This is a genomic window from Alexandriicola marinus, assembly GCF_004000435.1.
GTDB classification, from domain to species: domain Bacteria; phylum Pseudomonadota; class Alphaproteobacteria; order Rhodobacterales; family Rhodobacteraceae; genus Alexandriicola; species Alexandriicola marinus.
The window spans coordinates 72415-87275 of record NZ_RBVZ01000006.1; the positions used below are offsets into that span (position 1 = coordinate 72415).

15 protein-coding genes and 1 other RNA gene are annotated in these 14861 nt (G+C 64.9%); 9 read left to right on the forward strand and 7 right to left on the reverse strand.

Features of this window, described 5'->3' with window-relative positions:
• Positions 1-420 precede the first annotated feature (420 nt).
• The gene (locus EP376_RS16480; RefSeq protein WP_127656716.1) at positions 421-1626 is read left to right on the forward strand and encodes an NAD(P)/FAD-dependent oxidoreductase; all 1206 of its coding nucleotides are present in this window, start codon (positions 421-423) and stop codon (positions 1624-1626) included.
• 12 nt (positions 1627-1638) lie between these two features.
• Positions 1639-2481 (forward strand): NAD-dependent epimerase/dehydratase family protein, encoded by an 843-nt coding sequence (locus EP376_RS16485; protein ID WP_127656717.1) that lies wholly within the window; start codon positions 1639-1641, stop codon positions 2479-2481.
• A gap of 18 nt (positions 2482-2499) precedes the next feature.
• Here the strand turns inward: EP376_RS16485 and rpe are convergent, their stop codons facing one another.
• Positions 2500-3177, reverse strand: a complete 678-nt coding sequence (gene rpe, locus EP376_RS16490; RefSeq protein WP_127656718.1) for a ribulose-phosphate 3-epimerase — start codon at positions 3175-3177, stop codon at positions 2500-2502.
• A gap of 128 nt (positions 3178-3305) precedes the next feature.
• Between rpe and EP376_RS16495 the strand changes: the two genes are divergently transcribed.
• A complete protein-coding gene (locus EP376_RS16495; RefSeq protein ID WP_127656719.1) occupies positions 3306-4151 on the forward strand; it encodes a helix-turn-helix transcriptional regulator in 846 nt (281 codons plus the stop codon).
• On the opposite strand, the gene EP376_RS16500 is transcribed toward EP376_RS16495, so the two are convergent.
• Positions 4148-5251, reverse strand: coding sequence for a THUMP domain-containing class I SAM-dependent RNA methyltransferase (locus tag EP376_RS16500; protein WP_127656720.1), 1104 nt, complete (start codon positions 5249-5251; stop codon positions 4148-4150). The two genes, EP376_RS16495 and EP376_RS16500, sit on opposite strands and share 4 nt — an antisense overlap.
• A gap of 87 nt (positions 5252-5338) precedes the next feature.
• On the opposite strand from EP376_RS16500, the gene ffs reads away from it, so the two are divergent.
• Both ffs and rsgA read left to right on the forward strand, forming a co-directional pair.
• An RNA gene (gene ffs, locus EP376_RS16505) (signal recognition particle sRNA small type) lies at positions 5339-5435 on the forward strand.
• A 32-nt stretch (positions 5436-5467) separates the two neighbouring features.
• The gene (rsgA, locus tag EP376_RS16510) at positions 5468-6601 is read left to right on the forward strand and encodes a ribosome small subunit-dependent GTPase A (protein ID WP_338068407.1); all 1134 of its coding nucleotides are present in this window, start codon (positions 5468-5470) and stop codon (positions 6599-6601) included.
• Here rsgA and EP376_RS16515 read toward each other — a convergent pair.
• Positions 6598-7098, reverse strand: coding sequence for a phosphatase domain-containing putative toxin (locus tag EP376_RS16515; protein WP_127656721.1), 501 nt, complete (start codon positions 7096-7098; stop codon positions 6598-6600). The genes rsgA and EP376_RS16515 overlap by 4 nt on opposite strands.
• Before the next feature lie 24 nt (positions 7099-7122).
• Complete coding sequence (locus EP376_RS16520) at positions 7123-8661, reverse strand: ankyrin repeat domain-containing protein (RefSeq protein ID WP_127656722.1); 1539 nt, start codon at positions 8659-8661, stop codon at positions 7123-7125.
• Positions 8662-8891: 230 nt separating this feature from the next.
• On the opposite strand from EP376_RS16520, the gene EP376_RS16525 reads away from it, so the two are divergent.
• The 3 genes from EP376_RS16525 (at position 8892) to recR (ending at position 11701) form a co-directional block, all read left to right on the forward strand.
• Positions 8892-10637, forward strand: a complete 1746-nt coding sequence (locus EP376_RS16525) for a DNA polymerase III subunit gamma/tau (protein WP_127656723.1) — start codon at positions 8892-8894, stop codon at positions 10635-10637.
• A gap of 94 nt (positions 10638-10731) precedes the next feature.
• Positions 10732-11076: a YbaB/EbfC family nucleoid-associated protein gene (locus EP376_RS16530; protein WP_127656724.1), complete on the forward strand. Its 345-nt coding sequence runs from the start codon at positions 10732-10734 to the stop codon at positions 11074-11076.
• A gap of 28 nt (positions 11077-11104) precedes the next feature.
• Positions 11105-11701: a recombination mediator RecR gene (gene recR, locus EP376_RS16535; protein WP_127656725.1), complete on the forward strand. Its 597-nt coding sequence runs from the start codon at positions 11105-11107 to the stop codon at positions 11699-11701.
• Between the two features lie 22 nt (positions 11702-11723).
• On the opposite strand, the gene EP376_RS16540 is transcribed toward recR, so the two are convergent.
• From EP376_RS16540 to EP376_RS16550, 3 genes are all read right to left on the reverse strand, one after another.
• On the reverse strand, positions 11724-12527 hold the full coding sequence (locus EP376_RS16540; protein ID WP_127656726.1) for a hypothetical protein: 804 nt from the start codon (positions 12525-12527) through the stop codon (positions 11724-11726).
• A 139-nt stretch (positions 12528-12666) separates the two neighbouring features.
• Positions 12667-13245, reverse strand: coding sequence for a DUF4453 domain-containing protein (locus tag EP376_RS16545; protein WP_127656727.1), 579 nt, complete (start codon positions 13243-13245; stop codon positions 12667-12669).
• A 75-nt stretch (positions 13246-13320) separates the two neighbouring features.
• Positions 13321-14103: a DUF1013 domain-containing protein gene (locus EP376_RS16550; RefSeq protein WP_127656728.1), complete on the reverse strand. Its 783-nt coding sequence runs from the start codon at positions 14101-14103 to the stop codon at positions 13321-13323.
• A 128-nt stretch (positions 14104-14231) separates the two neighbouring features.
• On the opposite strand from EP376_RS16550, the gene EP376_RS16555 reads away from it, so the two are divergent.
• Positions 14232-14861, forward strand: a complete 630-nt coding sequence (locus EP376_RS16555; protein WP_127656833.1) for a ribonuclease T2 family protein — start codon at positions 14232-14234, stop codon at positions 14859-14861.

The window sequence follows — 14861 nt, forward strand, 5'->3', positions numbered from 1 at the left end:
GGTGAAGGTCGTGATCGATCAGGTCCTGTCGCATAGCTCGGATCAGCATCCGCGGTACATCGAAAGCCGCCGGGACCGCACCAGCCCACAGGCAGAGCGGTATGTCCGGGCCGATCCAAAGCGCGACGGTGGCACGGCGAACATGGTCTTCCGGCCCGATCACAAGGGGGCGACAGATCGCGTTCCCCCATGGTCCGGATGGCCGATCTGCCCAATGCCGGATTCTTGGAGGCCTAGGCATGGCTGCCGGTCAAGGCCCCTCAAGCCGCCCAAGCCGTCGATGTTCCGGAGACCAGGAACGACGATGTCCAGCACAGCCACCGGGAAGCCCCGGCATTCCGGACAGCACGCGACGGATTGCGGTTCGAAGAGACGATCGCCCCCCTTTTCTCCGGCGCGGGCAGCGGCTAGCGTCCGGCCATGAGTGCAACTTCATCACCCCGTCACGGCAGCTACGACATCGTCATCATCGGCGGCGCGATCATGGGATCGAGCGTCGCGTGGTGGACGCTGCGCGACCCCGATTTCACGGGCCGCGTGCTCGTGATCGAGCCGGAACCGGGCTATGAGCGAGCGGCGACAAGCCTGACGAATTCCTGCATCCGGCAGCAGTTCGGAACCGAGGTGAACATCCGGGCCTCGCAATTCGGCGCGGAATTCGTCAATAACTTCCGAAACTTCATGGAAGACGAGGCTGCGCCGGACATTCCCGTCTGGTCGTTCGGTTACCTCTACCTCGCGCAAAGCGAGGCGATGGCACATGTGCTGCGGCAGAACCATGCGCTGCAATCGGGCCTTGGGGTCGCCACGCAACTCCTCTCGCCCGCTGAGATCGCCGAGAGATATCCGTTCTACGACCTGGATGGCGTGACCCTCGGCTCGCATAATGCAGTGGATGAGGGCTATTTCGATGGTGGCACCGTCTTTGACTGGTTCCGCAGAAAAAGCCGCGCGCTGGGGGCGGAGTGGGTCACCGCGCGCGTGACGGATCTTCGCCGGGATGGCAGAAGGATTTCCGCCGTCATGCTCGATACCGGCGACGAGGTGGCCTGCGGCGCGGTCGTGAATTGCGCGGGCACGCGGGGACCCGAGATTGCCGCGATGGCCGGCCTCGACCTGCCGGTCGAACCACGCAAACGCTTCAGCTTTGTTTTCGAGGCCGAGGATCCGCTGCCCGTGGCCCTGCCCCTGACCATCGACCCCTCGGGCCTGCATGTGCGCAGCGACGGGCCGCGCACCTATCTGGCGGGCTGCGCGCCCGCAGACGACGCGCCTGTCCAACCCGACGATTTCGAGATGGATTGGGATATCTGGGAAGACCGCGTCTGGCCCACGCTGGCCGCCCGGGTGCCCGCCTTCGAGAGGATCCGTCTGCGCACCGCATGGGCGGGACATTACGACTATAACACGCTCGATCAAAATGCCGTTCTGGGGCCCCATCCCGAGATCACGAATTTTCACTTCTGCAACGGGTTCTCGGGTCACGGTCTTCAGCATTCGCCCGCAATCGGGCGCGGCCTGTCCGAGATGCTGATCCACGGCGCGTGGCGCAGCCTCGACCTGTCGGACCTGTCCGTCACCCGGATCGCAGAGAACCGGCCCCTGATCGAACCCGCTGTCATCTGAAAGGGAGTTACCATGCTCAAGAAAATCGTCCTGACCGGTGCCTGCGGCGCCCTTGGCACCGTCCTGCGCGAGCCATTGTCCCGGATGGCGGAAACCCTTCTGTCGACGGATATCGCCGCCGCGCCCGAAACACTCCTGCCGAACGAGACTTTCGTTCAAGCCGACCTCGCCGAACGCGACCAGATCGAGCCGCTGATGGAGGGCGCCGAGATGGTCGTGCATTTCGGCTCCTATGTCGATGAGGGGCCGTTCGAGACGCTGCTTGGCCCGAATTTCATCGGTGCCTACAATATCTATGAAAGCGCCTACCACGCCGGCGTCAGGCGGGTGATCTTTTCCTCATCCGTGCATTCGGTCGGGATGTATCGCGCGAACGAAGGGATCGACCTCGATGCCCGACACCGGCCCGATACCTTCTATGGTCTGGCCAAGTGCTTCACCGAGGACATGGCCCGCATGTATTGGGAAAAGCGCGGGCTCGAGACGGTATCGCTTCGCATCTTTTCCTGCACGCCCGAGCCCGGCAACGCCCGGGCCCTGTCGACCTGGCTGAGCTACCCCGACCTTGTCCGGCTGGTCAGCCGGTCGATCGACAGCCCGACCGTGGGTTACACCGAGATTTTCGGCATCTCGAACAATGACCGCGCGCAGGTGTCGAATGCCAAGGCCTCGTTCCTTGGCTACCGGCCGAAGGACAACGCCGAGGATTACGCCGACAAGGTGCTCGGCAAGGGCCTGAAGCCCGATCCGCAGGACCCGCAACACATGTGCCTTGGCGGGCCCTTTGCGATCGTCCCGCTGGGCGAAAGCGGGGTCGCGATGATCCGCAAGATGAGCGAGGCTGCGGGCGACTAGGCGCCCCGGCCCTCAGGGTCAGGCGACGGATTGCCGGATCGCGCGGATGTTCTCGCCGTAAGGGGCCGGGTTGTCGACCGACCCGCCCCGGAACACCGCGGACCCGGCGACAAGGGCATCGGCGCCTGCCGCCACGACCTGAGGTGCGGTTGAGGGATCGACGCCGCCATCGACCTCGATATGGATCTCGCGATCCCCGATCATCGCGCGCAGCTCGGCGATCTTGCCGGTCATGTCGAGGAACTTCTGGCCGCCAAAGCCCGGGTTCACCGTCATCACGCAGACCAGATCGGCCAGATCGAGGCAATGGGCCACCGCAGAGGCAGGCGTGCCGGGATTGAGCGCGACACCGGCCTTCATCCCCGCGCCACGAATGGCCTGCAAGGTGCGGTGGATGTGGGGGCCGGCCTCGACATGGGCCGTCAGGATATCGGCGCCCGCGTCGGCAAAGGCGTCGATATAGGGATCGACCGGCGCGATCATCAGGTGAACGTCCATCACCGTCGTGATGTGCCGGCGGATCGCCTTGCACAGGGCCGGGCCGAAGGTCAGGTTGGGAACGAAATGCCCGTCCATCACGTCGACATGGATCCAGTCGGCGCCCTGTGCCTCGACGGCGGCGATCTCGCGGCCGAAATCGGCGAAATCGGCAGACAGGATCGAGGGTGCGATCTTCACGGAACGGTTGAATGGCATCGGCGAAGCATCCTTTTTGTGCAGACGCGCCTGCAATAGCGCGGTTCGGACCGGACGTCACGATGTGCCGCATGGTCTTGCCGCCGTGTGGACGATAAGGTCCCAGAGGTTTACGTTTGGATACGGTGATGACGGTTGTTACCCTCAGAATAGACGACATCTTGGCGCCCGGCGAAAGTGTGCGGCTGACACGATCGACGCTGTCGACCAAACGGCCACGCGCACTCCATAGTCAGGATTTCTTCGAGCTTATCTGGGTTCAGAACGGGCGGGTGCGGCATCACCTGCCCGGCGGACGGGAAGATCTGGGCGAAGGGTCGTTGCTTTTCGTGAGCCCCGGCCACAGTCACGCGCTTCAGGGACTTGGGGAGGCAGCGATCCTTGTCGCGGTCGTGTTCCGGCCCGAGTTGATCGTCGCAATGGGCGAAAGACACGAAGCCCTGCGAGGTGAATTGTTCTGGGCCGATGGCGATGCGCCGGTCCGGCTCCACAGGGAGCCGCGCCAGCTGGCCGAGATCAACCGCGCGGCGCTCCAACTTGAACGCGGGCGGACCGACGCTCTCGAGGCGGAGGCATTCCTGCTTCCGCTGATGTCCCGGCTTGTCGGGACGGGCCCGAGGATACCGGCCGACGCGCCCGACTGGCTTGTCGCCGCATGTGAGGCCGCGCGGGATCCTGACGTATTTCGCGAAGGGGCCGCCGGTTTTGTGCGCGTGGCCGGCAAGGCCCACCCCCATGTGAGCCGCACGGCCAAGGCGATCCTCGGGCAAAGCCCGACGGATTACATCAACGCCCAGCGCATGGCCTTCGCGTCGCGACGATTGCTTGGATCGGATGACAACCTCGCCGATATCGCGGCAGAGTGCGGCATCCCGAACCTGAGCCATTTTCACAAGCTGTTCCGCCAGACCTATGGCCAGACCCCGCTGAAATACCGTGCGGCCCGCCAGAGGGAACTCGTCCAGCCCGATTAAGGCAACGGCCCGGTCTGCCAGAGCTGAACCTTGAGCGCCCCGTGCGGCACGGGAACGCCAGGTTTCAGGCCGGGCAGCTTCGTTGCCTTGGCAAGAGACGGCTCGCTTGTCACTAGGCCCACGCGCCAGCCCGAGAACCTTTCGGAAAGGGTCCGGCCGAGCGCACCGTAAACGGCCTGCAAGCTGGACTTGGTCCCGATCCGGGCGCCGTAGGGCGGATTGACGATGACGAGACCCGGGGGGCCGTCCGGCCTGCGCAGATCCGACACCGATTGCACCGCAAAATCGGTGGCGCCGTCGACACCTGCGCGGACGGCATTGGCTTGGGCCATCTCGATCACGCCGCGATCCCGGTCATAGCCACGGAAATGGTGCGGCGTCTCGGCTTGGCCGGCGCGCCGCTGGGCCGCCAGTTCATCGGGATCGAAAAGGGCGAGCTTTTCAAAATCGAACGCGCGATCCCGACCCGGCTGAAGGCCGAGCGCGATCTCGGCCGCTTCGAGAACGAAGGTTCCGGAACCGCACATCGGGTCGATCACCGGCTCGTCTCCGCGGTAGCCACATTCCCGCAGGAAAAGGGCGGCAAGCGTCTCGCGGAGCGGCGCCTTGCCCACGGCCTCCTTGTGGCCGCGACGGTGAAGCGGCTCACCCGAGGTGTCGACGCTGATGGTCGCGCGGTTCTGCTCGATCCGCACCTTGATCGACAGGCCGTCCGCCCCGATCTGGACGCCGGTCTGACGCGCAATGGCATGGCCCACGCGTTCGGCAACGGCGCCCTGATGATAGATTTTCGACGCCTTGCAGGTTGCATCGACGCGGATCGGCACATCGGTGCGCAACAGGGCCGCCCAATCCACGGCCTCTGTCCGCTCATGCAGTTGCGGCAGGTTCATCACCTTGAACGAGGCCACCCGCGCCAGAACCCGGCCCGCGCCGCGCAGCTCGAGGTTTGCGCGCATCACATCGCGCCACCCGCCGGTCAGCGTCACGCCGCCCGGAACTGCACCACGCACGGCAAAGCCCGCCTCGCGGGCCTCGGCCTCGAGACCGGGCTCGAGCCCCGGCGTTCCCATGAGGAAGATTTCGAACTGACCCTTCATCCCCTCGCGATACAGCGAAACGCCCGTCTCTGCGAGGGCCTTCGCTTCATCTTGCGAATCCGTCCTTCGGCCCCTATGTTCTGCCTCGAGAGGTTGGCGCGGGCAGGCGCCTCGCCAACCCGGTCAGGTCCGGAAGGAAGCAGCCGTAACGAGCCCCGCTTGGGTCGTTGTCCAGCCTCTCACCTCGATCCCTTGCCAAGGAGGATATCATGGCCATTGTCGTCAGCCTCCGGGCAGGACGGGCGTAAGACCCGCCGGCCCGAAGATGCCCTGTCCGGAACGCCGGGAGCGAACCGGATCACGCTGTCTTCTTTCGGGATCATTCCTTTGAACACATCAGAACTCGCCGTCCTGGGATGGACGGATCATTTCGCGCGCCAGATCAACGATGAGACGGTCGGCGCGCCCGCGCGTGTCATCGAGGTATCACGCGACCACCTGACGGTGCTGACACCAGAGGGCCAGATCACACTCGTCACGCCCGACGAAACCGGACTTTACGCCGTGGGGGACTGGGTCCTTCACGACGGGAGCCGCGTGATCACCCGGCTCGACCGGATGACAGAGATCGTGCGCAAGGCCGCCGGACCACAGGCCGGACGCCAGCTGATCGCGGCCAATGTCGATACGCTTGCGGTCGTCACCTCCTGCAACGCCGATTTCAACGAGGCCCGGCTGGAACGATATCTGGCGATGACGGCGCAGGCAGGGTGCCTGCCGCTGATCGTCCTGACCAAGGCCGATCTGTCGGATGACGCCGATGAACTGGTCAAACGCGCGGCGCGCCTGTCGCCGCTGGTGACCGCCATCGCGATCAACGCCAAGGACCCGGAGGATGCCAATCGGCTGGCCCCGTGGTGCAGCAAGGGGCAGACCCTTGCACTGGTCGGATCGTCGGGGGTGGGCAAGACCACCTTGCAGAACCACCTCACCGGTCTGAGCGAACTGACGCAGGATATCCGGGAGGATGATGCCAAGGGGCGGCACACGACAACGGCGCGCGCCCTGCGTCCGACGCTGGCCGGCGGCTGGCTGATCGACACCCCCGGTATCCGCGAACTTGCCCTGACGGATGCGTCCGATGGGATCGACGCCGTCTTTGCCGAGATCACCGATCTGGCCGGGCAATGCCGGTTCAACGATTGCGCCCATGAAAGCGAGCCCGGCTGCGCCATCAAGGCCGCGATCGAGGCCGGCGATCTGGACCCCGACCGGCTTGAACGCTGGCGCAAGCTTCAGCGGGAGGACCGGTTCAATTCCGAATCCGTGGCCGAGGCCCGGGCCCGGTTCCGCAAGTTGGGCAAGATGTACCGCATCGGTAAGGATCGCGGCGAAACAAAGCGCCGCTAGGGCCGGGCCGAGGTGAGTTGGCCGCCGGTTGCCCAACTCATCTGGGCATCGGTTTCGACGGCACAGGGCCGGGCGCGGCGGAGGCTGACCAGCGCCGCGCCCGACTCCATCCCGCCATCGACGAGGATGCGCAGGGCGGCCATGCCCGACCTGCCGCACCCGCCGAAGCAATGGACAAGGACCCGCCCACCCGCCGCGAGCGTTTCGCGCACCTGATCCGAGATCGCGGCCCACGCCCCCGCGTCAGACGCCGGCACGCCGAAATCGGCCACCGGCACATGCAGCCATGTCCCGCCCTGGGCCGTCACATCCTCGCCCAGGCCCGCCGATCCCTTTCGCGCGAGTTCGGGCAATTCGCACATGCTCAGCACGATATCGGGCCGCCACGCCAGAAGCCTGTCGCGATCCGCCCCATAATGCCGGGTGCGGCCCGGCATCGGCGACAGGGCAAGCGTCCCGCCCAGTGCCTCCAGCGGGTAGATCGCGAAATCATCCATTGAGCTGATCCTTCTGAACGCACATCAGGCCACTCCCTCCACGACCTGTCCGGGATGCGCTTCTGCCCAGTCCGACAGGAAGGCCGCAACCTCCGGATCGCCGGCGAACTCGATCGCTTGCCGCGGCAGCGCGACCCCATGGTCAAGCACGAGGCGCAGGCATTCGATGTGGTCGCGATCGGGCCTTGCCAGCGCATTTTCCGATCCATGCAGGATCGTGGTCAAGAGCGTGCCACCATATCCGTTGATCCGTGTCAGATCCGGACGCAGCGAGATCAGCCAGCCCAATGTCGCGGGAAGACCCTCCCATCCGGCGATCTGGACCGGCGGCAGGCCCATCTCGTCCGGCCGGTCATATTCGACCCCCAGTGCGACCAGCGCCTTCATGTGATCGAGTCTTCCGGGCAGGGAGACGAGGTCGCGCAGTATATCGCGGTAGGCCGGCGCAAGCCGTTCCGGGTTGATGTACTCGCCTGCAGGAACGTCCCCGCGAGCGGCGCCGGCCAGAAGCGTTTCTTCCCGCGTCAGGTCAACCGTGCCCCCCGCCTCGGCAATCATGCGGGCGAGGTCTGCGTGGCCGAAAACCTGCGCATAGGCATGGGCCGAGGCACCCTGCCATTCGGCCCGTGGATTGGCCCCGGCCCCGAGGAGGCGTTCGCATAGCTCGGCCGAGGCGCCCCGCCGGGCAAGCTGATGCAACACGGGGATCACGAAGGGCGGCTCGCCCCCGATCACGCGTGCGTCGTATTCATTGGGATCAGCGCCCGCCTCAAGCAACAGCGAGACCGCCTGCACATCGTCGAAATCGATCGCACGCAGGAGGGCATTTGTTCCCGAGGGCCGGGCCCCGGCAGCCAGAAGCAGCCGCAGCCCCTCGTGATGGCCAAGCTCGGTCGCATGATAAAGCGACTCCCCGTCATCTGGCTCGGCCCCGTGATCCAGAAGCCATTTGCCCAGCGTCATGTTGTCGGCATGACCGATCGCCAGATACAGAACCGAGAGCCCATTGTCCGTGCCCTCTTGCGGCTGGGCATCGTTCACATCGGCGCCATGCGCCAGCAGCATCTCGGCAATGGCCATCATGTCTTCTGCCCGGTCGGGCCAGACATGGATCATGCGCGAACGGGCCAGATGAACGATGGGGCGGACAGGGCCCGCCAACCGGGTCGCCAGTCCGGGGTCGCGGTCAAGCGCGCGGGCCACCGCCTCCCGGTCATAGATGGCGACTTCCAGCCCGAAGACGCCCTTTGCCAGATCGGGCGTGTCGTCCAGCAGGGATTTGGCAACGCCGGTCTGCCCATGAGCAATCGCGATCTTGAGCCTTTGCAGGCGCGCCGCGCGATCAAGGCCAAGCGTCTCGATGCTCAGCTTGAGTTGCGGCCAACTCGGGTAGCCGGCCTCGCGGGCCACGACATGCAGACAATCGGCATGACGCAGCCTGTCCGGCCCGGGGGGCGGGTCCAGCTGCGCGGCGATTCGGTTCTGCGCGGCGGCATCGCCGTTCAGCGCCGAACGCCGCAGGTCTTTCGCCGAACGGCGAAGCTTGTCGAGGGAATGGGTCATCGTCTTCCTCATCCATCGCCCGCCGGTCCGCCAAACCGGGCATGAGAAAGACCGTGATGAAACGGCTTTCGGTCAGTGCTTGGGGTGCCGGAAACGGCTTTCCGCGGACCAGGATGCCTCCCCTTGGGCAGGACCAGCCTAGCCGCGCCGCGCCTGTCAGGCAAGCACAGCGCTTTACCCCCGCCTCCCCCGACCTTAGGTTGCCTCTGCCGCCCCAAGGAGCCCGCGACATGTCCGACGCCCCCGTCTACCAGGTGCTTGCCCGCAAATACCGGCCTGAAACCTTCGCCGACCTTGTCGGGCAGGACGCTATGGTGCGCACGCTGCGAAACGCCTTCGAGGCGGGCCGCATCGCGCAGGCCTTCATCATGACGGGCATCCGGGGAACGGGTAAGACGACGACGGCCCGGATCATCGCCAAGGGTATGAACTGCATCGGCCCGGACGGAACCGGCGGTCCAACCACCGATCCCTGCGGCAAATGCGAACATTGCGTGGCGATCATGGAAGGCCGCCATGTCGATGTGATGGAGATGGACGCGGCGTCTCGGACCGGCGTGGGAGATATCCGCGAGATCATCGACAGCGTGCATTACCGGGCGGCGTCCGCGCGCTACAAGATCTACATTATCGACGAGGTTCACATGCTCTCGACAAGCGCGTTCAACGCGCTTCTCAAGACGCTGGAGGAGCCGCCCGCGCATGTGAAATTCATCTTTGCCACCACCGAGATCCGCAAGGTGCCGGTCACCGTCCTGTCGCGGTGCCAGCGGTTCGATCTGCGCCGGATCGAACCCGAGGTGATGATCGCCATGCTGCGCCGGATCGCGGATGCCGAAGGCGCGCAGATCGCGGATGATGCGCTGGCGCTGATCACCCGGGCCGCCGAAGGCTCGGCCCGGGATGCGCAATCGCTTCTGGATCAGGCGATCAGTCATGGCGCGGGGGAAACGACCGCCGATCAGGTGCGCGCGATGCTGGGGCTGGCGGATCGCGGACGGGTCATGGACCTCTTCGATCACATCCTCAGGGGCGAGGCCGCAGCCGCGCTGACCGAACTCGGTGGCCAATATGCCGACGGCGCCGACCCGATGGCGATCCTGCGTGATCTGGCGGAGATCGCGCATTGGGTCAGCGTGATCAAGATCACGCCCGAGGCCGCGGATGATCCGACCGTCGGCCCGGACGAACGGGCACGTGGTCAATCGATGGCCGAAGCCCTGCCGATGCGTGTTCTGACGCGGATGTGGCAGATGCTTCTCAAGGCGCTGGACGAGGTCGGCACCGCGCCAAACGCGATGATGGCCGCCGAGATGGCCGTGATCCGGCTGACCCATGTGGCCGATCTGCCCAGCCCTGAAGAACTGGTGCGCAAGTTGCAGGACAGCCCTCCCCCGACAGGTGGCGGGGGCGGCGGGCAACCGCGCGCGCCGCAGGTGGCGCCCCCCGATCCCGGTGGCCGTCAGCCCGGCCCGACCCACAGCGCGCCGTCGGGCCCATCGGCCCGCCTTGCCGTTGCCGTTGATGCCGAAGAGGCGCTTGCCCGGTTCGGCCGGTTCGAGGACGTGGTCGCCCTGATCCGGCAACACCGCGACGTGAAGCTTCTGGTCGAGGTCGAAACGGGCCTGCGGCTTGTCCGGTATTCCCCGGGGCGGATCGAGTTTCAGCCGGCCGAGGGCGCGGTGGCCGATCTGGCGCAGCGGCTTGGCTCGCGCCTTCAGGCGTGGACAGGCAATCGCTGGGCGATCTCTGTCGTCAGCGAAGGTGGCGCCCCTACCATCGCCGAAACCCGCGACGCCGAAGAAGCCGCCCTGCGCGCCGAGGCCGAGGAACATCCCCTTGTGCAGGCAGTCTTTTCCGCCTTTCCGAAGGCCCGGATCAGCGCGATCAAGAGCAGCGAAGACATCGCGACCGAGGCCAGCGAAGATGCCCTGCCCGAGGTCGACGAGGAATGGGATCCCTTCGAGGAAGACTGAACCGGAACCCGGACGCCCCGCGAGGATGTTTCGCCTTGTAGAGCAGCCCCGGCAAACCTAGTTTGACTAAAGCGCACGAACGAGGAGACCGTCGATGTTCAAGGGATTGGGCCAGATGGGCGACATGGCCAAGATGATGAAGGCCGCCCAGGAAATGCAAAGCAAGATGGCCCAGGTCCAGGAAGACCTCGAGACGATGACCGTCGAGGGCGAAAGCGGGGCCGGGCTGGTCAAGGCCACGGCCACGGCCAAGGGCGAATTGACGGCGCTGAACATCGACCCATCGATCTTCGACGCCTCCGAAAAGGAAGTGGTCGAGGATCTGATCCTTGCCGCGATCAAGGATGCGCAGGTCAAGGCCAGCCAGAAGGCGCAGGACGAGATGCGCAAGATCACCGAAAGCATGGGCCTGCCCGCGGATATGAAGCTCCCGTTCTGAGGGGGCGCGAACCGGCGGAGCGCCCGGCATGACGGACGGTCCCAGCGAAGATATCGAGGCGCTGATTGATCTTATGGCGCGGCTGCCGGGGCTTGGCCCCCGCTCGGCCCGGCGTGCGGTTCTGCACCTGATCCAGAAACGTGGAAAGCTGATGTTGCCGCTTGCGCAGGCAATGCAGGCGGTGGGCAGCACGGCCCGCGAATGCCTGAATTGCGGAAATATCGGCACCTCTGACATCTGCGGCATCTGCGACAACCCCAAGCGCGCCTCGGGCCAGATCTGCGTCGTAGAGGATGTGGCCGATCTCTGGGCGATGGAGCGGGCCAATGTCTTTTCCGGGCGCTACCACGTTCTTGGGGGCACATTGTCTGCCCTCGATGCGATCGGCCCCGAAGATCTGCGCATACCCAAGTTGCTTGACCGGGTCATCACCGAGGAAATCACCGAGGTGATCCTTGCCCTTTCAGCCACGATCGACGGGCAGACGACGGCGCATTACATCGCCGATCAGCTGCCGGGTGTGTCGGTCACCAGCCTCGCGCAGGGCGTGCCGGTCGGGGGGGAACTGGACTACCTCGATGACGGCACGATCACCGCGGCATTGAAGGCCCGCCGGAGCCTTTGATCCGCCGGGCCGGTCGCCGATGTCAGGCCTTGGCCTTTGCCTTGCCCGACGTCCGTCGCGACAGCTCGAGCCCGAGACCCGCCTTTGCCATCAGCGTGTTGAAGGCATCCAGGCCGTCCTGCTGGGCCTCTATCTGCGAGACCAGTCCGACGATCAGGCTGTCATCGAGTTCAACCTGTTCGAGCGCCGGGCGGATCCGATCCAGATCGAACGCCCCGGGCTTGCCGATCAAGAAGGGCGATTGCGGCGGCACGTCAAGCGCGCCCGTGCCTGAGGCGAGCGGGATCGACGATTGGGTCTGATCACTGATCGCGCCATCGGTCGAGAGATAGGTCGCGCGATGCTGCGGCGTGAGCAAGACAGAGACCGGATCATCGCTCTGCTTCCGCTGCAGGAAGAAATCGCCGACCGGGCGAAAGACCGGTGGCAGCGTGATGTTCACATAGCCACGGCATTCGAAGTTGGGATCGGGAACCGGGTCACCCGGCATGACGAAGGGATCGGACGGTAGCAGCGCCACGAGTGCCGTGCCATGGGCCGGGATCGTCACCACCTTGTTCAGCTTGAACGACTTGGCGTCGCTGTTGCCGCTCAGGCTGTATTCACCCGGCATCTGGTTTTCACCCGCGATATCGACGAACACCAGCGTATTGCCAAAGAGCGTCCGGTCGGCATCGGTGATCGGAGACGTCACGAATTCCAGCTGAAAGGAATAGGCCACGTCCTCGAGGTTGCTGATCTTGAGGAAATATCCCTGAAGGACAGTATCGGCCGGCCCTTCCGGAGATTGCGGTTTGTAGACGAGTTCAAAGTGAGAGACATTCATTGCGAAAACCTCGCTGTCTGCAGATGAAATGATAGGCCGCGGCCCGTGAATACGGGGGGCCGCGTGAATCCGGAGCCTAACCGGGCCCAATACTCACCGAAATGCAGGATTCCATCCGTTGACCCGGAGAACCGGTGTCCTAGCCAGCAAGCGCGGAACAGGTCGCCTCGGACCATTCCGGCGTTGGCACCCAGCCAAGACCCTGCCCCTGCGGCGTCATGGAATAGAAACTCCAGCCATCGACATCGGCATGAGTTGCCAGCAGGTCGTCGCCGGGCCGGACAAAGCCGCTGGGCTGGGCATCCTCGCGGCGTGCAGCGCGCAACATCAGCATCCCGCCCTTCCATCCGAAACACGAACTCTCATACCCGGTCGGAACCGGCAAATCCTCGATGAAGGTCAGAACCTGCGTATCGAAGGGCGAAAGCTCGGTCTGCTGGGTATCGACGTCACATTCCCATTCCTCCTCGACCTCGCGGATCATCGCGACGAGGGCCTGCGCCTCGGGATCGAGGTCGGGTTCGGTGGTGGTGCAATCCGCCGGGAACTGGGCGAGACCCAGAGGCGAGGAAAAGCAGTATCCGGCGCGGTCGAAGACAAGGTTTCGGGTGAACCAGAGCGCGTCGCAGATCTCTTGCGCGGCGGCCGGTACGGGCGCCGAGAGCAGCGTGGCGGCGAATGCGGCGGATACGGAAATGCGTGAAAATGGAACAGACATGAAAAGGCCCTCGCGAATGACACCTGAGTGTCGCCCACGAAGGCCCTTTCGATCAAGTCACGGGCGTGGCCCGGATCAATCCTCGTCTTCGTCGTCGTCATCCCCGCCGGACGGCAGGTTGAACAGGCTATCGGCATCGATGACCCGCGGCATCGACTCGTCGTCATCGTCGTCCACAAGGTCGTTCCGGTCGTCGTCGTCATCAGTCAGCGAGAATGTCTCGAGACCGGCGATGGCTGTCGGCATCTTGGGCTCTGTCGACATGCTGAGGCTTTGTTCGGTCGAGACCAGCTTGCGACGCTCGTCATCAGACATCACCTCGCCTTCGCGGGCCTTCTTCGCGGCGGCCTTCTGGACGGCGGCGTCCAGCTCGGACTGCTTGCACAGGCCCAGCGCGACAGGATCGATCGGATCGATATTGGAGATGTTCCAGTGGGTCCGTTCGCGGATCGACTGGATCGTCGGCTTGGTCGTGCCGACCAGCTTGGAGATCTGGCCATCGGTCAGCTCGGGGTGGAACTTCACCAGCCACAGGATCGAGGCGGGCCGGTCCTGACGCTTGGACAGCGGGGTGTAGCGCGGGCCACGACGCTTTTCCTCGCCGACGGCGGCGGGGTTGAACTTGAGCTTGAGCCTGCGAGCGGGATCCTGCTCGGCCTTGTCGATCTCGTCCTGGGTGAGCTGATTGTTGGCGACCGGGTCAAATCCCTTCACACCAGCGGCGACATCGCCGTCGGCAATGCCCTGCACTTCCAGCTCATGCATCCCGCAGAATTCGCCGATCTGCTTGAACGTAAGCGTCGTGTTGTCCACCAGCCAGACGGCGGTGGCCTTCGCCATAATCGGTTTGTCAGCCATGTGCGGCACCTCTCGAATACACGTCTTTCCCCTGCCCCGGTCCGGGGCGAGCCGCGGAGGCTCGGGTTCTCTTTGTCGGGGAACTCGGAGCGTATATAGTGACGCGGCCCTTCGGAGGAAAGATGAAAATGCGTTACCTGTTGGCTGTTTTCCTGTGTCTTGCCGCGCCGCTTCGCGCCGAGGATACCGCCGGGGAGTTCGATTACTATGTCATGGCGCTGTCTTGGTCGCCCAATTGGTGCGAACGGGAGGGCGATGCGCGCGACAGCCCGCAATGCGATCCGGCGAAGGATTTCGGATGGGTGCTGCACGGGCTTTGGCCGCAATACGAACGCGGATGGCCGCAGGATTGCTTTTCCCCGCATCAGCCGCCCAGCCGGGCTATGACGCGCGACATGGCGGATATCATGGGCACATCCGGCCTTGCCTGGTACCAGTGGAACAAGCACGGCAGCTGTTCGGGGCTGTCGCCGGCCGAGTATTACGATCTGGCCCGCGCGGCCTATGACAGCGTCGTCCGGCCCGAAGTCTTTCGAAGGCTTCCCGATGCCGTGCGGCTCCCGGCCGCGCTGATCGAAGAGGCCTTCATCGCCGACAATCCCGAGATCACGCCCGACGGTCTGACCGTGACCTGTCGCGACGGATACATCCAGGAGGCCCGGATCTGCCTGACCCGGGACCTCGAGTTTCGTGAATGCGGGGCGGATGTGGTGCGGGACTGCACGCTCGACGACGCGCTTTTTTCACCCGTCAGATAA